The sequence below is a fragment of the Nocardioides cavernae genome (assembly GCF_016907475.1).
Taxonomy (GTDB): Bacteria; Actinomycetota; Actinomycetes; order Propionibacteriales; family Nocardioidaceae; genus Nocardioides; species Nocardioides cavernae.
In genome coordinates this window covers 1,706,146-1,732,405 of record NZ_JAFBCA010000001.1, presented here as the reverse complement: position 1 = coordinate 1,732,405, position 26,260 = coordinate 1,706,146, and the positions used below count along the sequence as shown (strand labels likewise).

At 73.3% G+C, this 26,260-nt stretch carries 18 protein-coding genes; 7 read left to right on the top strand and 11 right to left on the bottom strand.

The genetic code is table 11. From position 1 onward, the window contains the following. Window positions 1-47 precede the first annotated feature (47 nt). Entirely contained in the window at window positions 48-1,130 is a 1,083-nt protein-coding gene (locus JOD65_RS08005; RefSeq protein WP_191192934.1) for an ABC transporter ATP-binding protein, read from the bottom strand. A gap of 154 nt (window positions 1,131-1,284) precedes the next feature. Beyond that, entirely contained in the window at window positions 1,285-1,932 is a 648-nt protein-coding gene (locus tag JOD65_RS08000) for a DUF1707 SHOCT-like domain-containing protein (RefSeq protein WP_191192935.1), read from the bottom strand. 167 nt (window positions 1,933-2,099) lie between these two features. Here JOD65_RS08000 and JOD65_RS07995 point away from each other — a divergent pair, with 167 nt between their 5' ends. Continuing rightward, window positions 2,100-5,024, top strand: coding sequence for an ATP-binding protein (locus JOD65_RS07995; protein ID WP_191192936.1), 2,925 nt, complete (start codon window positions 2,100-2,102; stop codon window positions 5,022-5,024). 114 nt (window positions 5,025-5,138) lie between these two features. Here the strand turns inward: JOD65_RS07995 and JOD65_RS07990 are convergent, their stop codons facing one another. Next, window positions 5,139-5,426, bottom strand: coding sequence for a hypothetical protein (locus tag JOD65_RS07990; protein ID WP_191192937.1), 288 nt, complete (start codon window positions 5,424-5,426; stop codon window positions 5,139-5,141). 184 nt (window positions 5,427-5,610) lie between these two features. On the opposite strand from JOD65_RS07990, the gene JOD65_RS07985 reads away from it, so the two are divergent. Next, window positions 5,611-8,508: an AAA family ATPase gene (locus JOD65_RS07985; RefSeq protein ID WP_191192938.1), complete on the top strand. Its 2,898-nt coding sequence runs from the start codon at window positions 5,611-5,613 to the stop codon at window positions 8,506-8,508. A 60-nt stretch (window positions 8,509-8,568) separates the two neighbouring features. After that, complete coding sequence (locus JOD65_RS07980) at window positions 8,569-11,538, top strand: ATP-binding protein (protein ID WP_191192939.1); 2,970 nt, start codon at window positions 8,569-8,571, stop codon at window positions 11,536-11,538. An 11-nt stretch (window positions 11,539-11,549) separates the two neighbouring features. Here the strand turns inward: JOD65_RS07980 and JOD65_RS07975 are convergent, their stop codons facing one another. Next, on the bottom strand, window positions 11,550-13,244 hold the full coding sequence (locus JOD65_RS07975; RefSeq protein WP_191192940.1) for a CapA family protein: 1,695 nt from the start codon (window positions 13,242-13,244) through the stop codon (window positions 11,550-11,552). Between the two features lie 140 nt (window positions 13,245-13,384). Here JOD65_RS07975 and JOD65_RS07970 point away from each other — a divergent pair, with 140 nt between their 5' ends. After that, the gene (locus JOD65_RS07970) at window positions 13,385-16,282 is read left to right on the top strand and encodes an ATP-binding protein (RefSeq protein WP_191192941.1); all 2,898 of its coding nucleotides are present in this window, start codon (window positions 13,385-13,387) and stop codon (window positions 16,280-16,282) included. A 13-nt stretch (window positions 16,283-16,295) separates the two neighbouring features. On the opposite strand, the gene JOD65_RS07965 is transcribed toward JOD65_RS07970, so the two are convergent. Beyond that, window positions 16,296-17,411, bottom strand: a complete 1,116-nt coding sequence (locus JOD65_RS07965; protein ID WP_191192942.1) for an NAD(P)-binding domain-containing protein — start codon at window positions 17,409-17,411, stop codon at window positions 16,296-16,298. 78 nt (window positions 17,412-17,489) lie between these two features. On the opposite strand from JOD65_RS07965, the gene JOD65_RS07960 reads away from it, so the two are divergent. After that, the gene (locus JOD65_RS07960; protein ID WP_191192943.1) at window positions 17,490-18,257 is read left to right on the top strand and encodes an isocitrate lyase/PEP mutase family protein; all 768 of its coding nucleotides are present in this window, start codon (window positions 17,490-17,492) and stop codon (window positions 18,255-18,257) included. 4 nt (window positions 18,258-18,261) lie between these two features. Here the strand turns inward: JOD65_RS07960 and JOD65_RS07955 are convergent, their stop codons facing one another. The 4 genes from JOD65_RS07955 to JOD65_RS07940 are packed head-to-tail and all read right to left on the bottom strand — an operon-like array spanning window position 18,262 to window position 22,062. Beyond that, window positions 18,262-19,311: an ABC transporter ATP-binding protein gene (locus JOD65_RS07955; RefSeq protein ID WP_191192944.1), complete on the bottom strand. Its 1,050-nt coding sequence runs from the start codon at window positions 19,309-19,311 to the stop codon at window positions 18,262-18,264. Continuing rightward, window positions 19,308-20,096, bottom strand: a complete 789-nt coding sequence (locus JOD65_RS07950) for an ABC transporter permease (protein WP_191192945.1) — start codon at window positions 20,094-20,096, stop codon at window positions 19,308-19,310. Before JOD65_RS07950 ends, JOD65_RS07955 begins: the two co-directional genes overlap by 4 nt. Continuing rightward, complete coding sequence (locus JOD65_RS23690; protein WP_191192946.1) at window positions 20,093-20,959, bottom strand: ABC transporter permease; 867 nt, start codon at window positions 20,957-20,959, stop codon at window positions 20,093-20,095. Before JOD65_RS23690 ends, JOD65_RS07950 begins: the two co-directional genes overlap by 4 nt. 14 nt (window positions 20,960-20,973) lie before the next feature. Beyond that, window positions 20,974-22,062, bottom strand: coding sequence for an ABC transporter substrate-binding protein (locus JOD65_RS07940; RefSeq protein WP_191192947.1), 1,089 nt, complete (start codon window positions 22,060-22,062; stop codon window positions 20,974-20,976). 241 nt (window positions 22,063-22,303) lie between these two features. Between JOD65_RS07940 and JOD65_RS07935 the strand changes: the two genes are divergently transcribed. After that, the gene (locus JOD65_RS07935; protein ID WP_307821016.1) at window positions 22,304-24,010 is read left to right on the top strand and encodes a fumarate hydratase; all 1,707 of its coding nucleotides are present in this window, start codon (window positions 22,304-22,306) and stop codon (window positions 24,008-24,010) included. 24 nt (window positions 24,011-24,034) lie between these two features. Here the strand turns inward: JOD65_RS07935 and JOD65_RS07930 are convergent, their stop codons facing one another. After that, window positions 24,035-24,892 (bottom strand): MerR family transcriptional regulator, encoded by an 858-nt coding sequence (locus JOD65_RS07930; RefSeq protein WP_191192948.1) that lies wholly within the window; start codon window positions 24,890-24,892, stop codon window positions 24,035-24,037. Between the two features lie 117 nt (window positions 24,893-25,009). Here JOD65_RS07930 and JOD65_RS07925 point away from each other — a divergent pair, with 117 nt between their 5' ends. Further along, the gene (locus JOD65_RS07925) at window positions 25,010-25,264 is read left to right on the top strand and encodes a hypothetical protein (RefSeq protein WP_191192949.1); all 255 of its coding nucleotides are present in this window, start codon (window positions 25,010-25,012) and stop codon (window positions 25,262-25,264) included. Window positions 25,265-25,288: 24 nt separating this feature from the next. Here the strand turns inward: JOD65_RS07925 and JOD65_RS07920 are convergent, their stop codons facing one another. Then, entirely contained in the window at window positions 25,289-26,158 is an 870-nt protein-coding gene (locus tag JOD65_RS07920; RefSeq protein ID WP_191192950.1) for a MerR family transcriptional regulator, read from the bottom strand. Window positions 26,159-26,260 lie beyond the last annotated feature (102 nt).

The following is a 26,260-nucleotide window of genomic DNA, read 5'->3' as shown; positions in this document are numbered from 1 at the left end:
GGGCTCCCGGGGGCTCAGGCCGTGCTGGGCGGTGCGGCTGGAGGACGTCAGTCGGAGAGGCGCTCGCCCGTCTCGGTGTCGAAGACGTGGACGTTCTCGGGGTCGGTGGTGACGTAGAGCGTCTCGCCCTTCTGCGGGTGGTTGCGGCCGGCGACGCGCACGATCACGTTGGAGGGCGTGCCCTCCACGTCGCAGGTGCCGTAGACGAAGCTGTCGGCGCCGAGCTCCTCGACGACGGTGACCTTGACGGGCAGGCCACCCTCCTCGGCGGTGACCATCCGCCAGTTCTCCGGACGGACGCCGACGGTGACCTTGCCCGACATCTTGCGCTCGGCGGTCGGGTCGACCGGCACCGTGAACGTGCCGAGCTTGACGTCGCCGTCGACCGCCGTGCCCTCCATGAGGTTCATCTGCGGCGAACCGATGAAGCCGGCGACGAAGAGGTTGGCGGGCTTGTCGTAGAGCTTGAGCGGGGTGTCGACCTGCTGCAGCACGCCGAGCTTCATCACCGCGACCCGGTCGCCCATCGTCATCGCCTCGACCTGGTCGTGCGTGACGTAGACGGTCGTGACGCCGAGGTCCTGCTGGAGGCGCGCGATGTCCGTGCGGGTCTGGACGCGCATCTTGGCGTCGAGGTTGGACAGCGGCTCGTCCATGCAGAAGACCTGCGGTGCGCGGACGATCGCTCGACCCATCGCCACGCGCTGACGCTGACCGCCCGAGAGTGCCTTGGGCTTGCGCTCGAGGTACTCGGTGAGGCCCAGGATCTCCGCGGCCTTGGCCACCCGTTCCTTGCGCTCGGCCGCGGGCACCTTGGCCATCTTGAGCGAGAACGCCATGTTCTCCTCGACCGACATGTGCGGGTAGAGCGCGTAGTTCTGGAAGACCATCGCGATGTCGCGGTCCTTGGGCGGCACGTTGGTGACCTCCCGGTCACCGATGTAGATGCGCCCGCCGTTGACCTCCTCGAGCCCCGCGAGCATCCGCAGGGTCGTGGACTTGCCGCAGCCGGAGGGCCCGACGAGCACCATGAACTCGCCGTCCTTGATCTCCAGGTCGATGCCGGGCACTGCCGGCTCGTCGGTGCCGGGATACCACCGCTGCGCCTTCTCGAAAGTGACTGATGCCATGTTCTGCTCCTTCACCGGCAGGTACGTGCCGGACGATCCGTAGTGAAGTGACCCGGGTCACAGTAGGGCCCCGGGGTGGGCGCAGCAATCACGGCTCGACCCGTGGTCGTGCGTCGACGGTGCGGGCTCGACCGACCTGCCGGTGGCGCGTACGTCAGTAGGTGCCGAGGTACTTCTTCGGCGTGCCCGGCGCGGGCTGGCGCTGCACCGTGACCGAACCCATCAGGGCCATCCCGCGGATGCGGACGACCGGGGAGCCGGGGCCGACCTCGGCCGGCACCTTGTCCTTGGCCTGGCTGAACTCGCCCATGATCGGGGTGCCGTCCATGACGACGTGCATGTCAGCCGGGACGATCACCTTGACCTCGCCCATGATCGCGCTGGCGTTGAGGAGCGTCTCGTGGGCCGAGAGCTGTGCCTGGCGGAGGTCGATGACCACTCCGCCCATCATCGCGAAGGCGCTGTGGTGCTCAGGCACCGACCAGACGCCCTGGCGCTTGCACTCGCTCATGATCGCGACGGACGAGTTGTGCCCGACCGCGGGCACCGCTGACGGCGTACGACGCACCGGTGGGCTGGCATGGGGGGCAGCAGGGCCCGGCGCCTGCAGGTCGAGCGTGATCGGCACCAGCTCGCCGTAGGTCTTGGCCTGCCAGGTCAGCTCCAGCCGCTCCTCGAGCTCGTCGAGGTCGATGCGGCCCTCCCCAGCAGCGTCTCGCAGCACGTCGGCGACGCGCTGGCGGTCGGCGTCGGAGATGCGCATCTGCGACGGGTCGTGCGGGCGGTTCTCGATCTCCCCCATGGCTCCAGCCTAGCGAGCGGCGGGAGTCCCCGCCCGTGACGGGCGTCAGGACCCGGACACCTTGGACGCTCCTTGACCACATGACGGGAAATGCGTGGACACGGCGCCACGCTCACCGGATTCTGGAGTAGGTCTCGGGCACTGCACCAGCGGCTGTCGGAGGTGACATGGGCGCACTCCCGAGCCCGGTCCTGCCGCCGGGCGCCCACCAGGACCTGGTCCGGGCCCTGCACGAGCTGCACCACGAGGCTGGCTGGCCAAGCCTCCGTTTCCTCGCGCGCCACACCGGGGTCTCGCACACGACGGTCTCCAAGGTCTTCTCCAGCAGCGTCCTCCCGCCCTGGGGGACCGTGGAGCTCCTCGTGGAGGCGATGGGCGGGAGCCGCGCGGAGTTCCACGCCCTCTGGCTCGCCGCGTCGTCGGCCGACCGCGACGCGGCTCCCCCGCCGTCTCCCGGGATCGCCGGCCGCCGCGCCGAGCTCGCCGTCCTGCGAGACCACCTGGCCGGGCGCGGCGGCCTCCTGGTGGTCACCGGCGAGGCGGGCATCGGCAAGTCGACGCTCGTCGACGCGGCTGCGGCGCTCACCGAGACCCGCGTGGCTGTCGGGCGCTGCCTGCCCTTCTCCACCGAGGTCCCGCTCATGCCTGTGGTGGAGCTGCTCCGGTCGATCCACGACGCGGACGACGGTCGGTGGATCGGCGAGGCGTTGTCCGACTGCCCGGCCTACGCGCGTGAGGCGCTCGCCCGGCTCCTGCCCGAGCTGAGTGCGGCCGCGGCGTCGACCGACGACGTCGACTTCGCCCAGCAGCACCTCTACGCCGCCGTCGCGGCGGTGCTCGCCCGGCTCGCTGCCACCCGCCCCCTCGCCGTGGTGGTCGAGGACCTGCACGTGTCGGACGCGACCACCCTCGACCTGCTGGAGTACGTCCTGTCCCGCGACGTGGACGTGCCCATCACGGTGACGTGGCGCCTGGACGACCAGAGGGTGCAGCGGTGGCGCAGCGAGTGGCTCGCACGTGTGCAGGCGCTGCCCCGGGTCCGGACGATGACCCTGGGGCCGCTCACGCTCGCGGAGACGCGCGACCAGCTCCGGCTGGCCGGGTGGCTCGACGGCACCACGGACCGCGCCCGGCGAATCCACGAGAGGTCGCGCGGGCACCCCCTCTTCACCGCGCACCTCGCCATCCAGGGGGACGACCCGACGCTCCCACCGCTGCTGGCCGACCTCCTGGACCGGCGCCTCGGCGACCTCTCACCGGACCAGGACCGGGTGGCCATCGCGCTCGGCGTGGCCGACGGCCCGGTCGACGTCGGCCTGGTGGCGGCCGCCACCGGCCTCGACGACGACGCCGTGCTCGACGCGTTGCGACACCTCGCCGCGCGGCACCTGGTGAGCGTGGGCGCCACGGACACGGTGCGGCTGGCGCACCCCCTCCTCGCCGACGCTGCTCGTCGACGGTTGCTCCCCGGTGAGGTACGCCGGCTGCACCGCACGTACGCCGAGCTGCTCGGCCGTGGCGGCGGCGCTGACCCGGCCGTGGTCGCCGAGCACTGGCGGCTCTCGGGTGAGACCGCGGAGGAGGCCCGGTGGCGAGCCGCCGCCGCCCGCCAGGCACGCCGTCGCACCGACCCGCGCTCGGAGGCCGAGCACTGGTTGCGGATTCTCGACCTGGGCCGCGAGCACGTCGTCGCGCCCGAGGGCCTGGTCACCGCATGGCTGTCCGCGTTCGATGCCCTGCAGCTGTCGGGCCGGCTCGAGGCATGCGCGGCGCTGGTCGACGAGGCGCAACCCGACGTCGACGCGCTCCCCGACGAGCAGGCAGCCAAGGTGATCCGCCGCGCGGCGCAGGTCGCCTGGCTGGTCGGGGACGACCCGGAAGCCGCCGTCGTGCTGGCCGACCGCGCGCTCGACCGCCTTTCCGGCCACCCCGTCGGCGCCGGCCTCGTCCACGTCCTCGACCAGCGCGCCAACGCCCTGATGGACCTGGCCCGCTACGACGAGGCGACGCGCGACCTGCAAGGGGCTCTCGACGCGTGCGCGGAGCTGGACGACGACGCCTTGTACTTCCAGACCGCCGCCACCCTGGCCTGGCACGTGGGCCACCTCGGCGACCTCGCCGCGGCGCTCGACCTGTTCCGCCGGGCGCGCAGCCGGGTGGCCGGCACGGCCGGACCGTGGCGGGAGGCCAACCTGGCGATGATGCACACCGACGTGCTCCTGCGTCACCACCGCCCGCCCCACGAGGTCGAGGAGGCCGCCCAGCGGGTGCTCGACCTCGGGCGCGAGTGGCAGCTCGACTTCCACCTCCTCACGCTGGTGAAGGCCAACGTGGTCGAGGCCTACCTCGACGCAGGCCGGACCGGCGACGCTGCTGCCCGCCTGGTCGACGTGCCCCGGTCGCACAGCTACGACGACTGGCCGGGGCAGTGGGTCTCGGCGCGCCTTGACATCGTCCAGGGCCGCACGGACGACGCGATCAGGACCATGCGCGGACTGGTGAAGGTCGGCGGCAGCACGCGCAACAGGCTGAACCGTGCGGTGTGGGAGGCCACGGCGCTGTTGTGGCAGGAGGAGCCGGAGCAGGCGTGGGCCGCCCTGCGCGACCCGCTCGAGGCGTTCCTCGACTCCCCCGGGATCGTCGACTACTGGATGGCTTTCCTGGTGCTCGCCCGTGCCGCGGCCGACATGCGGACGCCTGCGGCAGCCCGCCCGTCCGACGCGGACACAGCGGCGCTCGAGGATCTGGAGGACCTGCGCCGGCGGGCCCGGCTGGACCCGCTGGACCCGCAGCGGTCCTCGGCCGGGGTCGCGGCCGGCGTGACCTGGGAGGCCGAGCTCGTCCGGGCACGCGGCACCGACACGGTGGACCAGTGGTCACGCGCCGCGGTCGCCTGGGGTCACCTCGGCCGACCGCACGCGGCGGCGTACTGCCGGTGGCGCGCAGCGCAGGTCGCGCTCCGGGAGGGCCGGGGAGCCGTCGCCGAGCGGCTGCTGCGGCGGGCCGCCGCCGACGCCCGTGAGCACGTCCCCCTGTCCCGGGTGATCGCGGAGTCGTCAGGCCGACGGACGGCAGCAGGCGGCCGACGATGAGGAAGGACTGACACGTGGATGGATCCCTGCTCCGGGAGGGGCAGGGATCCATCGGGCGGGCGCGGCCAAGGGACGAGGACCGGACGCCCCCCGACGGCGCCCGGTCTGCCTCGCTCACAGGGCGTTGTCCCGGAAGTCCAGCCGGTTGAGGCTGCGCCCTTCGTCCTGGTTGGGCGTGGGCTTGGGCTTCGCGCGCTTGCCGTACTCGTCACCGAAGTCCTTGCGGTTGCCCGAGTTGTGGTCGGGCGCGGGGGCCTTGGTGTCCTTGTCGACCTTGCCGCGGTTGATGTTCTGGGCGGGCGGGTCGAGGTCGGCCCCGCAGGCGGCGAAGCCCGGCAGGACGAGGGCCGCGACCGCACAGGCGGCGATGCGCCGACGGACGGCATGGGTGTTGGTGTTCATGGTGTGTCCCTTCGTGGTGCCGGACCCGGATGGACCGGCCGTTCCTCCACGGTGGGACCGCCGCCACGACGGTTGACAAGGGTTGACGAAGGCTGACAAGGCGCCCGGGAGCGGTCTGGACCAGGTGCTGTCCAAGGTTGCGATCGGCGATCCTTGTCCGATGGGCGCGCTACCGCGACCGGAGGTGCCCCCCGGACCCCACCGGGAGCTCGTCGACATGCTCCGCGACCTGCACCACCGAGCGGGTTGGCCCAGCCTGCGACGGCTCGCCGAGCAGACAGGGGTCTCGCACACCACGGTCTCGAAGGCGCTGTCGTCGACGGCGCTGCCCAGCTGGGGGACGGTCGAGCTGTTGGTCGAGGCGTTGGGCGGCGACGTCTCGCGGGCGCGCGAGCTGTGGGTGGCCGCCTCGACGCCGTCGGCCGATCCCGAGACCAAAAGCGGCGCCGCCCGGATCGCGGGGCGCGTCGCCGAGCTGAGGGTCGTACGACACCACCTCACGTCGGGCACCGGGCTGCTGCTGGTCACCGGCGAGGCAGGCATCGGCAAGTCGGCCCTCGTGGGAGCGGCCGTGGCCTCGACAGACGTGTTCGTCGCCGTCGGCCGCTGCCTGCACCTCTCCCGCGAGATGCCCCTCATGCCGGTGGCCGATGCCCTCCGCGCCGTGCTCGAGCACGACGGTCGGTGGATGGCGGCGGCCCTGACGGCGTGCCCCAGCTTCGTGGCCGCCTCCCTGGCCAGGCTCCTGCCCGAGCTCGACGACGGCTCGGGCACTCGAGCACCTGACGACCTCTGGGGCCACGAGCGGCTCTTCGCGGCGGTGGGCAGCACCCTGCGCGCACTGGCGGACGAGCGTCCGCTCGCCGTGCACCTCGAGGACTGCCACTGGGCCGACCGGAGCACCCTCGACCTGCTCACGCACGTCATCAGCAAGCCGTCACGACCACCCATCGTGGCGACGTGGCGCTTGGACGACCCCGACGTGTCGGACGTCCACGAGGACTGGCTCGCCCGCACGCGCCGGACCGACGGGGTCGCTGCCGTGGACGTGCCACCGCTCACCCCTGCCGAGACGGCGGAGCAGCTGCGGCTGCTCCTGGGAAGCGGCGCCGACGACCTCGCCCGACGCATCCACCCGCGGAGCCAGGGCCTGCCGCTGTACACCGCCGAGCTCGCCGCGGGTCCGGACGCGGTCGCGCTGCCCCGCGCCCTCGCCGACCTCCTCGACCGGCGCATCGGAGACCTCGACGACGTGCCGTGGCGGGTGGCGCGGACCTTGGGCGTCGCCCAACGCAGGATGCCGCCCGGCGTGCTCCGTGCCGCCACGGGACTCCCGCCGGAGGCGATGGACCGGGCTTTGCACCAGCTCGCGCGGCGTCGCCTGCTCCGATCGGGCACCGGGGACGACGCCGAGCTCGCCCATCCACTCTTCGTGGAGGCCGTCGCGCGACGGCTGGTGCCGGGGGAGGCCGCGGAGGTGCACGCCCGCCTCGCCGAGACCCTGGGCGGGGCGCCCGGCGTCGAGCCGGCCGAGGTCGCGGACCACTGGCTGGCCGCCGGACGTCCCGACCAGGAGGTCTCCGCACGCATCGATGCGGCCATCGTGGCGGGCGCCCGCTTCGCCTTCCCGAAGGAGCTCGCGACGTGGTTGCGGGTGCTGGCCCTGTGGGACGCGGGCCACACGACGGAGGACGTCGACCTGTGGGAGGTGCTCGTGCGGGCGATCGACGCCGCCGTCGAGACGGGCGAGATCGAGACAGGCCACGCCCTGGCCGACCGCGCGGCCCGGCTACCGCTCGACCAGCTCAGCGACAGCGCGCGCGCCCAGGTCCTGCACCGGTTGGGGTCCCAGCTCTACGAGGAGGGCGACGGCGTCGGCGCGGAGGAGCTGCTGGACCAGGCGCTGCGGCTGCTCGAACCGCTGCCGCCCTCGCCGGAGCTCTTCCGGCTGCTCGAGGACCGCACCGGGCTCCTCCTCCAGATGGGCCGGCACAGGGAGGCACTCGACGCGCTCAACCGGTCCGCCGAGCTCCTCGAGGTCGCCGATGCCCGGTTCCGCGGTCGTCATCGGGCATCGGTGCTCTGGAGGGCGATCCTGGCCACCGGGGACGCCGAGGCGGCGGTCGAGGAGGCCCTGCGGGAACTCGAGGACGACGCCGACCCCGACCCGGTCGCCCAGCTGATGATCGCCGCCAACGCGACGGACGCCCTGCTCAGCACCTCGGCACCAGCGGCCCGCGTCGAGGAGCTCGCCCGCGCCCCGCTCGCGACGGCGGAAGCCTGGGAGCTCGAGCTGTCCTACCCGGGAGCCCTCATCCGCACGAACGTGTGCTGGGCGCACCTCCTCGAGGGCAACACCCACGCGGCAAGGGCGTGGATCGAGCCGATCACACGCTCGAGCCCCGCCACCAACACCGCGTTCGCCCATCTCATGCTCGCAGCCGTCGAGCTGCGTGAGGGGCACGCGGCTGCCGCACTCCGGCGCAGTCGCGAGGCGGACGAGCACATCCGCATCCACGACCAGAACTGGACGCTGTGCCTGCCGTGGGCGGCGGAGATCGAGCTCTGGGCGGGACGGGCGTCCGACACGTGCCCGCGGCTCGCGGACGTGCTGGCGCGGGACCTGGCCGGGGAGCCGGCCGCCGCGGCCGCTCCTCTGCTCGTCGCGCTGGCCCGGGCACACGCAGAGGTCATGGACGAGACGGCGGCGTCGTCGAGCCTGCGACGATCGGCGTCCACCTCCCTCCGTGCGCAGGTCGCCGGCGCCTCGACCGACCCGTTCGGACCGGGCGTCCCGGACGTCGCCACGGCGGCCAACGCGCTGCTGTGGGAGGCCGAGCTGGGCCGGCTGGAGGACCGCGCCACCGTCGAGGTCTGGGTCCGTGCCGCGTCCCAGTGGGACCTCCTGGGACGCCCGCACGAGTCCGCCTACTGCCGGTGGCGTGCCGCGCAGGTGGCCCTCCGCGATGGCCGGGGCGCCGTGGCGACCCGGTTGGCCGTCCGGGCCCGTGCGGACGCCCGTCAGCACGTGCCCCTTGCCGATGCGGCGACGGCGACGATCGAGCGCGCCGGGACCGCCTGACGGGATCTGGACAACCCCCCACCGCGGGTCGATCCTGAGGAGGAACCCCTGGGAGGGCCGATGGGCCTGCTGCACCAGCCCGAGCTCGAGCCCGGACCGCACTTCGACCTCGTCGATGCGCTGCACCGTCTGCACGACCAAGCCGGGCAGCCCAGCCTCCGCGCCATCGCCCGCCGGGCGGGGTGCTCGCACACCACCGTGCACCACCTCTTCACACACCCACGACTGCCCGCGTGGTCGCTCCTCGAGGCGGTCGTGACGGCGATCGGCGGCGACCCGTCCGACTTCCGGGACCTCTGGCTCGCCGCGACGGCGGACGGCGCCCGGCACCTGCCCCCTCCCGCGCGGACCATCGCCGGTCGCCGCGCCGAGCTCCTCGTCGTACGCCGCCACCTCGAGGCCGGCGGCGGGCTGCTGGTCGTCACCGGCGAGCCCGGCATCGGCAAGACGACGCTGCTGGCCGCAGCGTCGCAGCAGGTGTCGACGTTCGTGGCCCGGGCAGGCGGGCTGCCGATCCTGGCCGACGCGCCCTTCGCGCTCGTGTCCGACGTGCTGCGCCGGGTCTGGCTCGACGACGGGGGTCGGTGGTTCGGCGAGGCGCTGGGCCGCTGCCCGGGCTTCGTGGCACCGGCGCTGTCCCGGATCCTGCCGGAGATCGGGCTGTCGGGTCGCGACCTCGAGGACCGCTTCGCGTCCGCTCGCCTCTTCGCTGCCATCGAGTCCACCCTCGCCGCGCTGTCCTCGCTCCGTCCGCTGGCGCTCGTGCTCGAGGACCTGCACTGGTCCGATCCCAGCTCGCGCGGCTTCATCGAGCGACACGTCGTCGGTGGCCGGGGCGTCCCGATCGTCGGCAGCCTGTGCAGCGGCGGGTCCGCGGAGGCCGACGCGTGGCTCACGCGCGTGCGTCGCGAGGCGGCGCTGGTGCTCAACCTGGCGCCGCTCACCCACAAGGAGACACGGGAGCAGCTGCGGCTGCTCATCGGGCCCCGGTTGCGACGCGGCGACGTCGAGCGCGTCCACGCGCAGAGCCGAGGGGTGCCGCTGTTCACCGAGGAGCTGGCCCGCTCGATGACCGCGAACGCGGAGCCGGAGCCGCTGGCCGACCTGCTGGCCCGGCAGCTAGACCACCTGAGCCCGAGTGCCAGGTCGGTGCTCCTCGTCGCAGCACTCGCGGACCGCCCCCTCCCCCCGCCGGTCGTCGCCGACGCGACGTCGATGGGCCGGGCCGAGCTCGCCGACGCCCGCCGTGAGCTGGTGTCCCGGCACCTGCTCGCCGACCCGTACGCCGCGACCGACGTCACCGTCCGCCACCCACTGACGGCCACCGCGGTGCGGGCCGGGCTCGTGCCGCGAGAGGCCGTACCGACCCACCGGAGGTTGGCCGCCGTCCTGGCCGCGACGTCGCACCCGTCGCCGGCCGAGGTCGCGGAGCACTGGCGCGGCGCCGGAGATCCTCGTGAGGAGCTGCGGTGGCGGGTTGCTGCCGGGCGGGCGGCCTGCGATGGGCTGTCCCGCGACGAGGAGGCGGTCCACTGGGAGCGCGCCCTGGCCCTCTGGCCCGCCGACGGCCCGGCCCCGGCCGACGCCGGGATCACCCGGTGCGAGCTGCTGCTGGAGCTCGTGCACTCCGCGATCGGCCCGGGGCGCGCCGAACAGGCGAGGTCGTGGGTGGAGGAGGCCCTGGCCCTCGCCCCGGCGCCGCCCGACCACGACCACGCCCGCGCGCTGCGCAGGGCCAGCCAGGTGCTCGCGCAGGTCGACCCGGAGACGTCCGTGCGCCTCGCTGACGAGGCGATCGCGGTGCTCGACGCGCTCGACGACCGCGACTCACTGGTCCGGGCCATGGGCGACAAGTCGGGAGCGCTGCGCGGAGCCGGTCGCAACGACGAGGCCGACCTCGTGATCGACCGGATGCTCGCGATCAGCGCCCGGCTCGACGATCCGGCGCTGCACCGCGATGCCTTGGTCGAGCGCGCCTGGCACGACATCGTCCTGGGGCGCACGGCCCACGGGCTGCGCGCAGCCCGGGAGGCGAGGACCATCCTCGTCGAGGGCAACCCCTTCAGCGACGTCTGGCTCGGGACCTACCACACCGATCTGTTGCTGATGCTGTGCGCGCCGGCCGACGACGTGGCCGACGCTGCGGACCCCGGGCTGGCTGCCGTGCGCGCCGCCGGGATCGACTCGTTCCTCCTCAGCACGATGCTCCTCTGCAACGTCGCCGAGGCCCGCCTGCACGCCGGAGCCACCGGAGCCGCGTCCCGGCTGGTCCGTCCGCGCACCAAGGACGAGCCCCGGCAGGCGACCCGCTTCCTGCACCTCACCCGGGCGTGGGTCGAGGTGGCGCACGGCGACCTGGAGGCGGCTGACCGCCGCCTGGAGGCGATCGCGGCCCTCGACTTCGACGTCAGCGCGCACCGGCAGGCGGTGGTGACCGTCCAGGCGCTGTGCGACCTGTGGCGCGGCCTGCCGGCGCAGGCCCTCGACCGGATCGGTGACGGCATCGCCGGCGAGACGGCCACCTCGTGGTCGCCCTACACCGGGTCGCTGCTGTGCCTCGCCGCCCGCGCAGGGGCCGACGTCACCGAGGCCGACCCCGCCCGCCGTGCCGTCCTCGCCGCTCGTCTCTCGGCCTGGCAGCGCCAGTGGGCCATCGACCCGCTCGCCCCGGAGGCAGCACACGCCGCCGCCCCTGCGACCCGCAGCACGTGGCGCGCCGAGCTCGCCCGGCTCCACGGCGTCGCGCAGCTGCAGCACTGGATCGGTGCGGCCGAGCAGTGGGACCTCGTCGGTCGCCCGCACGAGGCGGCGTACTCCCGCTGGCGGGCGGGCGAGCTCGCGCTGCACGAAGGCCGCGACACGCTCGCCCGCCGGCTGCTGCGTCGTGCCCATGCGCAGGCACGCGGGCACGTGCCGCTCCTCGCAGTGATCGACCGGTCCCGGGCGGCGGTGCCGGACACGGTCTCCTCGGCCACGCTGGGAGGGCCGAGGGTCCCGAAGCCGCGGGCGGCCGTCCGGGAGCGCGGCTGACCCGGGTCCGCTCAGCGTCCCCGCGGCGCCGCGACGTGCTGGTAGTCCTTCGTCGACACCCAGGCGCCGCCCCACTCCCAGCCGATGCGGGCGAACGCCGCGACCGGGATGTCGCCGGCGCGGACGACACCGGGCCGCGCGGGTGCCGACCGGTCCCGGGCGATCCCGACGAACGGCCGACCGGCCGGAGGGTCGACGCCTCCCCGCGTGACGTAGGGATTCTGCACGGGGTTGATGTCGATCGCCGCGCCGTATGCGTGCTGCGACCAGCTGCGCTGCCCCGCGACCCGTCGACAGTTGAAGCCGGAGGTGTTGTTGGCTGCCATGGAGCGGTCGTCGTCGGCCCCGTAGTCGTCCACGAGCCGCATCCGGGCGATCGGGAAGCCGGCGTCGTACAGGCGTCCGAACGCGTCCGCCACCTGCCGCGCCCACCGCCGGTGCACGACCAGCTCGCCGGTCCGCGCCCGGCCGTCGAAGTCGCGGTGCGTCATTCGCAGGTGGCGCAGGTCACGGAGCGCGACGGGACAGCCGGGTCGGTGGCTGCGGCGCATCCGGTCGGCGAGGCTCGCGTCGATGCGGCTCACCGACGAGCCGTACGCCGGATCGTCGGCCTGCGCGCCGCCGCGGTCGGCGGCCAGTCCGGTGCATCGCTGCCGGGCACGCCAGTCGGCCACGGCGCCGTTGCGCGCGGCTCCCGTGACGGGGACGGGCCGCCCGTCGGTCGGCGAGATCCTGGCCGGCGTCCACGACTTCCGCACGGCACCCCCGGCGTCGAGCGTGACCGACAGGACCCCCGTCCGGGCCTGGCGGGCGTGGTACCAGACGAAGTTGCCCAGCCCGTAGGCCACCACCGCGTCGCCGGCCCATCCCCCGCCGCCGAGGACGTGGGAGTGGCTCCCCACCACGACGTCGGCCCCGGCGTCGGCGAGGTCACGGGCGAGCAGTCGCTGCGACTGCGTCGGGCAGGACTGGTACTCGCGGCCCCAGTGCACGTAGACCACGACGAGCTGGTCGCGCGCCGACGCCGCCTCGACCGCGGCGACCAGGCCCGCGGCGTTGCTCCCCCGCGCCGACGCCGTACCGACGCGCCCGGTGCTCGCCGACCACACGTCGCTCGCGCCCTCCCGCTGGACGCCGTCGGCCGCGAGGAAGGCGACCTCGAGGTCGCCGACCTCGACCACGTGGGGGTCGTAGGCCGCCTCGCCCCGGCCTGCGCCGACCATCGCGACGCCACGCTCCCGACCGGCGGCCAGCGTGTCCTGCAGGCCGACGGCGCCGTAGTCGCCCGCGTGGTTGTTGGCCACGCTCACCACGTCGACGCCGGCGTCGGCCAGCACGCCGACGGCGGCAGGTCGGGTGCGGAACCAGTAGCGGTCGCCGGCGTTCTCGAGCTCCTTGGGGTCACGTCGTCCGCTCCGCGTCACCGGCGTCTCGAGGTTGACCATGGCGACGTCGGCGGCGCGCAGCGTGCGGGCGATGCTCCCCAGCCCGCCGGGACGGTCCAGCAGCCGAGCCGCGTGGCCCTCGAAGTGCACGTCGCCGCCGAAGGCCAGGGTCACCTGCCCGTCCCGGGCCGGCGGCGTCGTCGAGGTGCTGCCGACACCCGGGCCGGCGGGCGGCTCCTCGGAGGGCGACGGCGAGGTGCAGGCGGACACGACCAGCGCGCAGGCGACGAGTGCCGCGAGGTGCCGAGCCCGTCCCTCCATCCCTCGATTGTGCCGGGGCGGGAGAAGCGGGTGTCCGGACCGTCGACGGACGGCCGCGAGATTCCGCGCAACTCCGTGGACATGACGGCCGAGCGGGTCGATGCTGAGGACCAGGACCACGGCCGAGGGAGGGATCCCACGTGAGCCCACTCCCCCGCCCGGACCTGCCGCCTGGTCCCCACCGGGACCTCGTCACCGCCTTGCACGACTTGCACCACCGCGACGGGTGGCGGAGCCTGCGCGCGCTCGCTCGCGAGACGGGCGTCTCCCACACCACCGTGTCCAAGGCCTTCTCCTCGCCGACGCTGCCGTCCTGGGGTGTCCTCGAGCTCCTCGTCGAGGCCATGGGCGGCGACCCCGCCACGTTCCACGCGTCGTGGCTGGCTGCCTCGGCGCCCGTCGCCGACACAGACGCCCCGGCCACTGCGATCGCGGGTAGGCGGGCGGAGCTCGACGTCGTACGACGACACCTCGAGGCCGGCCGGGGGCTGCTCCTGGTCACGGGAGAGGCCGGGATGGGAAAGACCACGGTGGTCGACGCCGGGTGCGCCGCCGTGCGTGGAAGTGTCCTTGTCGCCGTGGGTCGGTGCCTCCCGCTCTCGACCGAGGTCCCCCTCCTCCCGGTGGCCGAGGCCCTGCGCCACGTGGTCCGCGTCGATGACGGGCAGGTGGTCGCGGCCGCTCTTCAGCGGTGCCCGACCTACGTCCGCGAGGCGCTGGCGACGGTGCTCCCCGAGTGGTCGACCGACGCGCCGCCTGCGGACCCGGACGACAGGTGGCTGCGCCAGCGGCTGTTCTCGGGTGTCGCGGAGCTGTGCCGAGCCCTGTCGACGGAGCAGCCCTTCGCGCTCGTGCTCGAGGACCTGCACTGGGCGGACGAGCTGACCCTGGACGTCGTCGAGCACCTGGTCCGCCACGCGGGCTCGAGCGTCGTCGGCTCCTGGCGCACCGAGGACCCTGCGGTCTCCGCGGAACACCGGGAGTGGTTCAGCCGGGTGCGGCGGGATGCCGCGGTCCTGCCCCTCGGACCTCTGACCGAGGAGGAGACAGTGGAGCAGGTCCGGCTGATCCGACCCGGCACGACGACAGCGGACGCCGCCCGCATCCACGCGCGCAGCCTGGGACAGCCTCTCTTCACCGAGCAGCTCGCCCACGCTGACGCGGGTGACCCGACCTTCCTGGGCGACCTGCTCGACGGCCGGGTGGCTCGACTCGACGGACTGGACTGGGCTGTCGTCTCCGTGCTGGGCATCGCCGACCGACCCTTGACGGAGGGCGAGATCGCACGCGCCGCTGGTCTGGAGGCCGACGGGCTCTCCGACACCCTGCGCACGCTGCTGGCCCAGCGGATCCTCGACGTCGACGGCGGTGGCGTCCAGCTCCGCCACCCGCTCCTCGCGGAGGCCGTACGGCGCCGGATGATGCCCGCTGAGGCCGCCGCGATGCACCGGTCGGTGGCCGGCGTGCTGGCGGCCAGCGACGACGCCGAGCCCGCCGAGGTCGCCCGGCACTGGGAGGACGCCGGTGACGCTGACGAGGAGCGCGGCTGGCAGGTGCGGGCCGCGCGTGCGGCTTCCGAGCGGTACGCGGGACTGCAGGCGGCCGAGCACTGGCGACGCGCGCTGGCGCTGTGGCCGCCTGACGTGGCGGAGGTCGACGATCCACCCACCCGCAGGCACGAGGTCGTCGCCGGCATCGCCGGCCAGTGCGACCTCGCCGGCCGGCCGCGTGACGCGGTGCCCGTGCTCGAGTCCGAGCTGGCGCTGCCCGACCCGCCCCACCTGTACGACACCGCCGAACGCGCGGACCTGTTGCGCTACCTGGCCCGCTTCAACTCGTCGCAGTTCGTCTCCGGCGACCTCGGCCTGCAGCTGGTCGAGCAGGCCATCGCGCTCTACCGGACGCTGCCGCCCTCTCCAGGCCTTGCTGCGGCGCTGACGTGGCGGGGATCCGAGCTCGAGTGGCACGGCCGGCGCATCGACGCGACCCTCGTCCTGGCCGAGGCCGCCCAGGTGGCGGCGGAGGCGGGGGACCGCCAGCTCGAACGCACGGTCCGTGCCCAGTGGGCCTGGCAGCTCGGCACGCTGGGTCACCTCGGGAGCGTCGACGAGATCGAGCGCGTGGTCCGCGAGTTCGGCCCTGACAGCAGCCTGCCGCGCAACCTGACCGTCGCAGTCCGCCACACGGACATCCTCCTGATGGCGTGCCGGCCTGCGGAGGACGTGCTGCGGGCGGCGGGGCCGGCGCTCGAGCAGGCAGCCAGGTGGCAGATCACCACCAGCCACGCCAACGTGCTCATGACCAACGTGGCGCAGGCGCTCCGCCGGGCCGGACGGATCGCTGACGCCTTGCAGGGCCTCCGGGTCGAGACCCAGGGCGAGGAGCCGGCGGACCTGCCGCTCCTCCACCTCGAGCGCGCCATCCTGGAGGTGCTGCTCGGCCACGTCGATGCCGCCGGCCGGCGCCTCGCAGGCTTCGAGCCGGGCGCGCACGAGGTGATCGACACCTTCATCCTCGAGGCGCGGCTGCACCACGCCGTCTGGACGGGTTGCCCCGTGGAGGGAGTCGAGCTCGCGAAGAGGGTGCTGGTGTCGCGCCACGACGAGGTCGCCCCGGGCACCGCGGGCGAGCTCCTCGCGCTGACGGCCAGGGCGGCTGTCGATGCGACGATCGTCGACCCCACGCTCGACCGGCAGGACGTCGGCCGCAGCCTCGACGAGCTGTGGGTGGGGCTGCACCACGACCCGTTCGAGGGACAAGCAGTCCTCGCCGACCGGTCGTACCGGCCCCAGTGGAGGGCGGAGAAGCGGCGCCTGTTCGGCCGGGACACCGTTGAGGCGTGGGCCGAAGCAGCCACCACCTGGCGCGACCTCGACCGACCGCACGACGAGGCGTACTGCCGGTGGCGGGCCGCCCAGGTCGCGCTCCGTGACGGGCACGGCACGGTGGCCGCGCGACTGCTCAGGCAGGCCGCGACACGTGCTCGGGAGCACGTGCCGCTCGCGCAGGCGATCGCTGCGACCGCCGCGTCCGCCTGAGCCGGGAGCCGCGTCAGGCGGCCAGGGCAGCGAGGTGCCGCGACACCGCGAGGGCGGCCTGTCGACCCGCGCGTGATGCGCCGACCGTGCTGGCCGAGGGGCCGTAGCCCACGAGCTGCACGCGCGGGTCGCCCACGGCCGTGGTCGCGCCCTGCACGTTGCCCGGCACCGGGACGAGGGCGATGCCGCCCTGCGGGGAGCGCAGGCCGAGGGGCGCGAGGTGCTCGACGGCGGGGCGGAAGCCGGTGGCCCAGAGGATCACGTCGACCGGTTCGAAGCGGCCGTCGGCCCACCGCACGCCGTCGGGCTCGATCCGCTCGAACATCGGGAGGCGCCGCTCGTAGGCGCCCTGCCGGGCCGCCTCCTGCTCCTGGGGCCGCAGCGCCAGGCCGGTGACGCTGACGACGCTCGCCGGCGGCAGTCCCTGTCGTACGCGCTCCTCGACGGCCGTGACCGCGGCGAGGCCGGCGGCGGAGTCGAAGTCGTCGTCGCGCCACACCGGCGGGCGGCGGGTCACCCAGAGCGTGTCGGTGACGGGCGCGAGCTCGCCGATGAACTGCACCGCGGAGGCGCCGCCGCCGACCACGAGCACGCGCTTGCCGCGGAAGTGCTCGGCCCCCGGGTAGCCGGCCGTGTGCAGCTGCTCGCCGACGAAGGACGCGATGCCCGGGTAGTGCGGCACGAAGGGGCGCGTCCAGGTGCCGGTCGCGTTCACCAACGTCCGGGTGCGCCAGACGCGGTCGCCCGCGCGCACGACGAGGAGGTCGCCCTCGCTCTCGACGCGGTCCACCTGCACCGGACGCACGATCGGCAGGCCGTGCCACCGCTCGTAGCCGTCGAAGTAGTCGGGCACGACCAGGTTGGCCGCCCGGTCGCTGCCGTCGGGGGCGGTGGACGCCGGCAGGTCGGCGACCCCGTGGACGTCGCCCATGCTGAGTGACGCCCACCGGTGCTGCCACGCCCCGCCTGGGCCCGGGTTGGCGTCGAGGACGAGGTGGTCGATGCCGCGCTGGCGGAGGAAGTACGACGCCGCGAGACCGGCCTGCCCGGCGCCGATCACGACCGAGTCGAGAACGGAGTCGAGGACGGACTCCAGCCCGGGGCCGGGCGCTGCCTCGTGGACCTGCATGCCGGTGCAACGCACGTCCGCGCGGTCCTATGCCCCGCGGCCCTGTGCTCCGGGCCTCGCGCGTGGCAGCCTCGACGCATGACCACCTCCGTCGCCGCCCTCGCCACCCGGCTCCTCGACCTCCACCACACCGGCTCCACGCTGGTCCTGCCGAACGTGTGGGACGCCTGGTCCGCGAAGGTCGTCGCCGAGGCCGGCTTCGGCGCGCTCAGCATCGGCAGCCACCCGCTGGCCGACTCCCGCGGCCAGGGCGACAACGAGGACATGTCGCTCGACGACGCCCTCGACGGCGTACGACGCATCTGCTCGGCCGTGCCGGAGGTCCCGGTGACCGCCGACATGGAGGCCGGCTACGGCGCCACGCCCCAGGAGCTCGTCGAGCGGCTGCTCGAGGCCGGCGCCGCCGGCCTCAACATCGAGGACACCGTGCACTCCGAGGGAGGGCGGATGCGCTCGGCGGCAGAGCACGCCGACTACATCGGCGCGATCCGCCAGGCGGCGGACGCGGCCGGCGTCGACCTGGTGGTCAACGCGCGCACCGACGTGTTCCTCAAGAAGGACCAGTTCGCGGACCCGGTCGGTGAGGCCGCCACCCGCCTGCGCGCATGCGAGGAGGCGGGCGCGCGGTGCGTCTACCCCGTCGGCGTACCGGACGCGGCTGCCTTGCAGGCCCTCCTCGACGCGCTGTCCGGTCCGGTCAACGTGATCGCCAACCCGCGCACCGGCAGCGCCGCGGGGTCGCTGGAGGACCTGCAGGTGATGGGCGTGCACCGCGTGACCTTCGGCCCCAAGCTGATGCAGGAACTCGCGCCCGACCTCACGGCCCTGGTCACACCCTGGCGCTGACGCCTCAGGCCACGACGAGGACCGGCGAGGGCGCGACCTCGAGGCGCACGGCGTCGCCGGGCACCAGTCGCAACGCGTCCGAGCTCGCCAGCTGGGCGACGACGTCCGTGCCGTCGGCGAGGGTGCAGGTCACCCGCGAGAGCGGTCCGAGGAACATCACCGTCGTGACGGTCGCAGCGCCCTCGGCGTCCTTGACGACCGAGACCGACTCGGGACGCACGAGCGCCCGACCCGGTCCCGTGGTCGAGCCGGGGAGGACGGGCACCTCGCGGCCGAGGACGGCGGCCACCCCGTCGCGGACGTCGGCCGGCAGCCGGTTGCTGAGGCCGACGAACTCGCCGACGAACCGGGTGGCCGGGGCCGAGTAGAGCTCGGCGGGCGGCGCGAGCTGCTCGAGGCGACCGGCGTTCATCACACCGACCCGGTCGGCGACGGCGAGCGCCTCCTCCTGGTCGTGGGTGACGAACAACGTCGTCGTGCCGACCTCGAGCTGCACCCGGCGGATCTCGTCGCGCAGCTGCACGCGCACCTTGGCGTCGAGCGCCGAGAGCGGCTCGTCGAGCAGCAGCACCGACGGCTCGACGGCCAGGGCCCGCGCCAGCGCGACGCGCTGCTGCTGGCCACCGGACAGCTGGTGGGCGTAGCGGTCGGCGTGCTCGCTGAGGCCGACCAGGTCCAGCATGTCGCCGGCCCGCTTGCGGCGCGCCGCGCTGTCGCTCCCCCGCAGCTTGAGGCCGAAGGCGACGTTGTCGATCACCGTCATGTGCGGGAACAGGCTGTAGGCCTGGAACACCATGCCCATGTCGCGCTTGTTGGCCGGCACCCTGGTCAGGTCCTTGCCCCCGACCGACACCGAGCCGGAGGTCGCCTGGTCGAGACCGGCCAGGATGCGCAGCGCCGTCGTCTTCCCACACCCCGACGGGCCGAGCAGCGCTACCAGCTCGCCGGGCTCGATGTGCAGGGTCAGTCCGTCGAGGGCGCGGACCTCTCCGTAGACGCGGGTGAGGTCGGAGAGCTCGACGGCCAGCCCACGCTCGGTCGAGAGGTCGGTCATGAAGACGCTCCTTGCTTGTGCCGGTCACGGCTGAGGAAGGTGAGGCCGACGAGCAGGACGGCCACGAGGATCATCGAGGCGAGGGCAGCGGCCATGGCGGCGGGACCGTTGCTCTTGTAGAGCGCCGCCATCGCCACCGGCAGGGTGTCGAAGTGCAGCAGCGAGGCGACGACGTACTCGCCCAGCACGAGCGCCACTGCGATGAACGCGGCTCCGAGGATGCCGCTGGTGATGTTCGGCATGATGATGCGCACGATCACGGTGAACCACCCGGCGCCCAGCGAGCGAGCGGCCTCTGCCAGCGTGGCGGCATCGATCGCGGACAGCGCGGCGTCGATCGCCCGGTAGGAGTACGGCAGCACGATCACGACGTAGACGAACGTCAGAACCAGGGCGCTGTCCCCCAGCAGGTAGGTCACCCACGAGTAGACGTTGCTGATCCCCACGACGATGACCAGCACGGGGATCGTCAGCGGCAGCAGGCACAGGAACTCGATCAGCCCGCGTGCCCGGGGGACCCGCAGCCGCACCCACACCATCGTGGGCACGAGCAGGGCCACCATCAGCACGACGGTGAAGAGCGCCAGCAGCAGCGACGCGATGATCGAGGAGCGGAGGTCCTCGTCGGTGACCATGAAGGACCAGTTGGCCCCGGTGCGGCCGGGCGCGCTCCCCCGGGCCTGGGTGGAGAAGTCGAGCATCGCCAGCAGCGGCACGAAGAAGTACGTCGCGAACAGCAGGAGGCCGACCGCGCGGAAGACCTTGAAGCCCCGGGACTGGGTCATCGCATCCACCTCGCCGCACGCCGGAGGAGGAGGCTGTAGCCCACCATCACGACCGTCACCACGACGATCATCTCGAACGCGAGCGCATAGCCCACGTTGGCCTGGCCGAGCAGGACCTCGCTGGTGATGGCCTGGCGGATCAGGAGCGGGACGATGGGCTGTCCCTGGCTGACCAGCACGGCCGCAGTGGCGTACGCCGCGAACGCGTTGGCGAACAGCAGCAGCAGCGCGCCGAGGAAGGGCGGTGTGAGCAGCGGCAGGGCTACGTAGCGCCAGTAGGTCCAGGTGCTCGCGCCGAGGTTGACCGCGGCCTCCCGCCACTGCGGTCGCAGGCCGTCGAAGGCTGGGGTGAAGACGATCACCATCAAGGGGATCTGGAAGTAGGAGTAGACGACGACCAGACCGGGCAGGCCGAACAGCCAGCCGTCGCCGTAGAGGTCGGCGCCAAGGAGGTCGGCCACCGCCTGGGTGACGACACCGACCGGGCCGATGGTCGCGATCCACGCGAACGCCAGCACGACCCCGCCGAACTGGGCCAGCACTCCGCTCACCGCGAGCGTCGCCCGGCGCAGCAGGCTCTGGGCCGGCATCGAGACGATGAGGTACGCCAGCACGGCGCCCAGCACGGCGCCGATCACCGCCGTCGACGCGGACAGGACGAGCGAGCCACGAAGGGCGGTCAACGCGGCCTCGCTGGTCAGCGCGTCGAGGTTGCCCAGCGTCGGGCGACCGTCCTCGTCCTGGAAGGCGCCCAGCACCACGGTCAGGGTGGGGACGACCAGGAAGACGAGGACGAAGAGCAGGAACGGCAGGAGCGGGAGGGCCGGGCCGACGGCGAACCGCCGGCCCGGACCCCCGCTCACGCGGGTCGGCGTGCTCAGCGGATGGCCTTGGACCAGTTCGCTGCGAGGTACTCCCCGGCCGTCACCGTCTGCTCGTCGGTCGGGATGACCGGCTCGCCGGTGACCTCGGGCAGGGCTCCCCAGAGCTCCTCGTCGATGGTGCCGGCCTCGGCCATCGCGTCGCCGCGGACCGGACGGGCACCGCCCTTGAGCCAGAGGTTCTGGCCCTCGTCGCTGTAGAGGAACTCCTGCCACAGCCGCGCGGCGGCCGGGTGCGGCGCGTCGGCGTTGATCGCCTGGAAGTAGTAGCCCGCGACGACGGCCTCCTCGGGGACGACCGTCTTCCACGTGTCGACGTTGGCCGCCGCGGCCGCGCCGAGGTAGTCCCAGTCGATGACGACCGGCGTGGTGCCCTGCTCGATCGTCGTGGAGTCGGGATCGACGGTGAGGAAGTTGCCGGCCTTCTTCAGGTCGGCGAAGAAGTCGACGCCGGGCGCGATGTCGTCGGCCGACCCGCCATTGGCGATCGCCGCCATCATGACGCCGCTGAACGCCGCACCGGCCTGCGTCGGGTCACCGTTGAGCGCCACCTTGCCCTTGAACTCCGGCTTCATCAGGTCGGCCACCGAGGTGACGTCGGGCACGACGGACGAGTCGTAGCCGATCGACATGTAGCCGCCGTAGTCGTTGACCCAGGTGCCGTCCGGGTCCTTGAACTCGTCGGGGATGTCGTCCCACGTCTCGACCTGGTAGGGCGCGAACAGGTCGGTGTTGGCCAGCGCCACGGACTGACCGAGGTCGAAGACGTCGGGCGCGCGGTCGGTGCCCTTGAGGTCGTTGGCCGCGTTGATCTCGTCCTGGGAGGCAGCATCGGGCTGGTCGGAGCTGACCTCGATGTCGTACTTGTCCTCGAACGTGGAGATGACCTCGCCGTAGTTGGCCCAGTCCGGCGGCAGGGCGATGACGTTGAGCGTGCCCTCGTCCTGGGCGGCCTTCACGAGCTCGTCCATCCCGCCGAAGTCCTCCGCGGACGTGGCGGATGCGGCGTCGACGCCGCTCTCGGTGGTGGTGTCGGACTCCTTCTCGGGAGCCGCGCAGCCGGCAGCGGCTGCCAGGGTCGCCATCGCGGCGAGGGACACGAGTGATGTGCGGACCTTCAACTTCGACCTCCAGGGGTGCTGGCCGGCCGCAGCCGGTGGAATGTGCCGCGCGGAGCCTCGTCGGGCCCGTCTGCTCGGAGGTTACTCCCGCGTGACGCTTATGGGTACGACCGACGAACTCGCCGCTCCGGCCTCTAGGTCGGCGGCCCACGACACCGGAGGGCGAGTCCGGCGCGGAGCCCGGCCCGGCGTAGCATCGGCAGCCGTGACGACCGCTGCCGCTGGCCCTGAGTTCCACTACTCCGACCTCCTCCCGACCGCCGGTTCCAACGGCGCTCCGGAGACGCCCTACCGCCTCGTCACGACCGAGGGCGTGTCGACCGTGGAGGTCGGCGGTCGCACGTTCCTGCAGGTCGAGCCCGAGGCCATCCGGCGGCTCACCGAGGAGGCAATGCACGACATCAGCCACTACCTCCGCCCCGGTCACCTCGCGCAGCTGCGCCGGATCATCGACGACCCCGAGGCCTCGGGCAACGACCGCTTCGTCGCGCTCGACCTGCTCAAGAACGTCAACATCTCCGCCGGTGGCGTGCTGCCGATGTGCCAGGACACCGGCACCGCGATCGTCATGGGCAAGAAGTCCGAGGGTGTCCTGACCGGCACCGACGACGGCGAGGCGATCAGCCGTGGCGTGTACGACGCCTACACCCGGCTCAACCTCCGCTACTCGCAGCTCGCGCCGCTGACGACGTTCGAGGAGAAGAACACCGGCACCAACCTGCCCGCGCAGATCGAGCTCTACTCGACGCCCGCGAAGGACGTCCCCGAGTACAAGTTCCTGTTCATGGCCAAGGGCGGCGGCTCGGCCAACAAGTCGTTCCTCTTCCAGGAGACCAAGGCCGTCCTGAACCCGACGCGGCTGATGGAGTTCCTCGACGAGAAGATCCGCTCCCTCGGCACCGCCGCCTGCCCGCCGTACCACCTCGCCGTCGTCATCGGCGGCACGAGCGCGGAGTTCGCCCTCAAGACCGCCAAGTACGCCTCCGCGCACTACCTCGACGACCTGCCGACGGAGGGCTCGATGGCCGCCCACGGCATCCGCGACGTCGAGCTGGAGGAGCAGGTCTTCGAGCTCACGCAGTCCTTCGGGATCGGTGCGCAGTTCGGCGGCAAGTACTTCTGCCACGACGTGCGCGTCGTCCGCCTCCCCCGCCACGGCGCCTCGTGCCCCGTCGCGATCGCCGTCTCCTGCTCGGCGGACCGGCAGGCGCTCGGCAAGATCACGCCGGAGGGCGTCTTCCTCGAGCAGCTCGAGACCGATCCGGCCCACTACATGCCCGACGCCGGCATGGCCCACGACATCGAGGGCGGCGCGGTCGTCCCGATCGACCTCAACCAGCCGATGGCCGACATCCTCGCCGAGCTCTCGAGGCACCCGGTCAAGACGCGGCTCTCGCTCACCGGACCGCTCGTCGTCGCCCGCGACATCGCGCACGCCAAGATCAAGGAGCGCCTCGACGCCGGCGAGGAGATGCCCGACTACCTGCGCAACCACCCGGTCTACTACGCCGGTCCGGCCAAGACCCCGGAGGGCATGCCGTCCGGGTCGTTCGGCCCGACCACGGCCGGTCGCATGGACTCCTACGTCGAGCAGTTCCAGGCCGCGGGCGGATCGATGGTCATGCTCGCCAAGGGCAACCGCTCGAAGGCCGTGACCGAGGCGTGCGACTCCCACGGTGGGTTCTACCTCGGCTCGATCGGCGGCCCGGCCGCCCGCCTCGCGCAGGACTGCATCAGGTCCGTCGAGGTCGTCGAGTACGAGGAGCTCGGCATGGAGGCCGTGTGGAAGATCGAGGTAGAAGACTTCCCGGCCTTCATCGTCGTCGACGACAAGGGCAACGACTTCTTCACCGACCCGTCGGGCGCGGTGACGGTACCGATCTCGGGCATCCGGGTCCGCTCGGCGCAGTAGCCGACGTAGCCGCAGCAGCCGCTGTCAGGCCGCGGTGAGGCGCGCGGCGAGGTCGGCCGCCGCCTCGCCGATCTGGTGGCCGAGGGCCTCGGCCCCCTCGACCCGACCCTGGTGGGCGCCGCCGAGGAGGACGGTGGTGATCGGCGTGATCGCCTGCACGGCCTCGCGCACCGCCGGGAGGTCCTCGACGGTCGGGACCGCGAGCACCACGGCCTCGGGCAGCAGCGCGCGGACGGTGTCGACCCAGCTCTCCACGGGCAGGTCGGCGCCGAGGTAGGTGACGTTGATACCGCGGCTGCGCAGCACCATCGCGAAGGCCATGACGCCCAGCTCGTGGCGCGAGCCACGGGCCAGCCCGACCATCACCTGGGGTGCCCCGGGCAGGGCGTGCGGGAGCTGGTGGAACGCCTGCGCGAGCCGGCGCAGGACGGCGGCGCTGACGAAGTGCTCGCCCGCGACGCTCACCGTCCCCTGCTGCCAGGCCTCGCCGAGGCGTACGAGGGACGGCATCAGCCACTCGTCGACCGCGATCGCCAGGTCGGCCTCGGCGAACGCCTTGTCGAGCATGCTCTCCAGCCGTACGACGTCGAAGTCCTCGCCGCACCCGGCGAGGTCGTCGAGCCGCGCCAGCGGCGACCCCGGCCGGGGCAGGTCCGCGGATCGCGTCGGCTCGTCCAGCACCTTCCGCGCCGCCTCGCGCGGCGCCCATCCCGAGTCGACGAGGTCGCGCATCACCGACAGGCGTCTGACCGCCTCGTCGTCGTAGAGGCGGTAGTTGCCCTCGGTGCGGGCCGGCGACACCACGCCGTACCTCTGCTCCCACTTGCGCAGGGTCTCGCGCGGCACTCCGGTGAGCTGTGCGGTGCGTCCGACGGTGTACACACCCGCAAGGGTAGCGAACTTTGGACAAAGCGTGGACAACAGTCCTACTGTCCCGGTTGTCCACCAACGGTGGACAAACTGTGGACAAGCCACAGGAATGCTTCCCGAGGAGGACCCATGTCGATCACGGCGCAGCCGTTCATGGCGGTCACGGCACGGCCGGTGGCGGACCTCGAGGAGCGCACCAACCGCCGGCTCCGGGTGGCCGGCGTCGCCGTGCTCGCCGCAGCCGCGCTGGGCTCCGTGCTCGGCACGTCGCCCGCGACGACCGACCTGCCGTCGACCGACAGCCACTGCCGCGTGGACATCGTGGGCGGCCACTGGTCCAGCAGCGGTTGCACCGAGGGGCCGACCGCACCGACGGCCCGCTGAGCACCTGCGGGCGGGCGCCCGGCGTCAGCTGACGGCGCCGAGGCGGGTGGCGAGGGCGTCTGCCGCCGCACCGGCGTGGTGCCCGAGGTGCACGGGACCCTCGACGCGGTCCTGGTGGGCGCCGCCGAGCAGCACCTCGGTGAGCGGCATGAGCGCCTCGGTCACCTCGCGCACCGCCGGCAGGTCCTCGATCGTCGGAGCGGCGAGCACCACGGCCCGGGGCTCGATGAGACGCACGGCTCCGACCCAGGCCTCGAGCGGCAGGTCGCCGCCGAGGTAGGTCACCGCGACCCCGCGCGACCTCAGCACCAGCGCGAACGCCAGCACGCCTATCTCGTGGCGGGAGCCGCGCGCGAGTCCCACGACGACGCGCGGGCCGCCACTCGGGGCGGGCGGAAGCGACTGGAACGTCAGGGCCAGCCTGCGGTGCACCGCGCCGGTCACGAAGTGCTCGCCCGCGACCGAGACGAGCCCGCGCTGCCAGGCCTTGCCGAGGTGGACCATGGACGGCAGGAGCCAGTCGTCGATCACGGACACCACGTCGATGTCGCCGAACCCCTCGCCCAGCAGCCGCTCGAGCTGGGGGACGTCGAAGTCCTGGGCACACGCGACGAGGGTCTCGAAGCGTGCCTCGTAGGCGGGCTCCTCCGGTCGCGCGACCTGGGCCTCCGCGGCCGCGACGTCCTCGGTGACGTGGCGAGCCGCCTCCTGCGCCGTCCAGCCCGCCTCGACCAGGCTGCGCATCACGACGAGCCGGCGCACCGCCTCGTCGTCGTACAGCCGGTAGTTGCCCGACGAGCGCTGCGGGACGACCACGCCGTAGCGCTGCTCCCACTTGCGGAGGGTCCCGGAGGGCACGCCGGTGAGCTCAGCTGTGCGGCCGACGGTGTACACGAGTTCACGGTAGTCGGACGCGCCGGGTCTGGGCAGCCATTTGGCGCCACCATCCGTCGCGCGGCGACCTTGGACGAAGGCTGCCCACCGGCGACGGCGTGG

Bases quoted from the DNA above. Each gene is read 5' to 3' on its own strand.
- JOD65_RS07955 (WP_191192944.1), bottom strand. From the start codon at position 19,311: ATGACCGACCTCTCGACCGAGCGTGGGCTGGCCGTCGAGCTCTCCGAC.
- JOD65_RS07990 (WP_191192937.1), bottom strand. From the start codon at position 5,426: ATGAACACCAACACCCATGCCGTCCGTCGGCGCATCGCCGCCTGTGCG.
- JOD65_RS08005 (WP_191192934.1), bottom strand. From the start codon at position 1,130: ATGGCATCAGTCACTTTCGAGAAGGCGCAGCGGTGGTATCCCGGCACC.
- JOD65_RS07980 (WP_191192939.1), top strand. From the start codon at position 8,569: ATGGGCCTGCTGCACCAGCCCGAGCTCGAGCCCGGACCGCACTTCGAC.
- JOD65_RS07975 (WP_191192940.1), bottom strand. From the start codon at position 13,244: ATGGAGGGACGGGCTCGGCACCTCGCGGCACTCGTCGCCTGCGCGCTG.
- JOD65_RS07960 (WP_191192943.1), top strand. From the start codon at position 17,490: ATGACCACCTCCGTCGCCGCCCTCGCCACCCGGCTCCTCGACCTCCAC.
- JOD65_RS07950 (WP_191192945.1), bottom strand. From the start codon at position 20,096: ATGACCCAGTCCCGGGGCTTCAAGGTCTTCCGCGCGGTCGGCCTCCTG.
- JOD65_RS07940 (WP_191192947.1), bottom strand. From the start codon at position 22,062: ATGGCGACCCTGGCAGCCGCTGCCGGCTGCGCGGCTCCCGAGAAGGAG.
- JOD65_RS07995 (WP_191192936.1), top strand. From the start codon at position 2,100: ATGGGCGCACTCCCGAGCCCGGTCCTGCCGCCGGGCGCCCACCAGGAC.
- JOD65_RS08000 (WP_191192935.1), bottom strand. From the start codon at position 1,932: ATGGGGGAGATCGAGAACCGCCCGCACGACCCGTCGCAGATGCGCATC.
- JOD65_RS07965 (WP_191192942.1), bottom strand. From the start codon at position 17,411: ATGCAGGTCCACGAGGCAGCGCCCGGCCCCGGGCTGGAGTCCGTCCTC.
- JOD65_RS07925 (WP_191192949.1), top strand. From the start codon at position 25,010: ATGTCGATCACGGCGCAGCCGTTCATGGCGGTCACGGCACGGCCGGTG.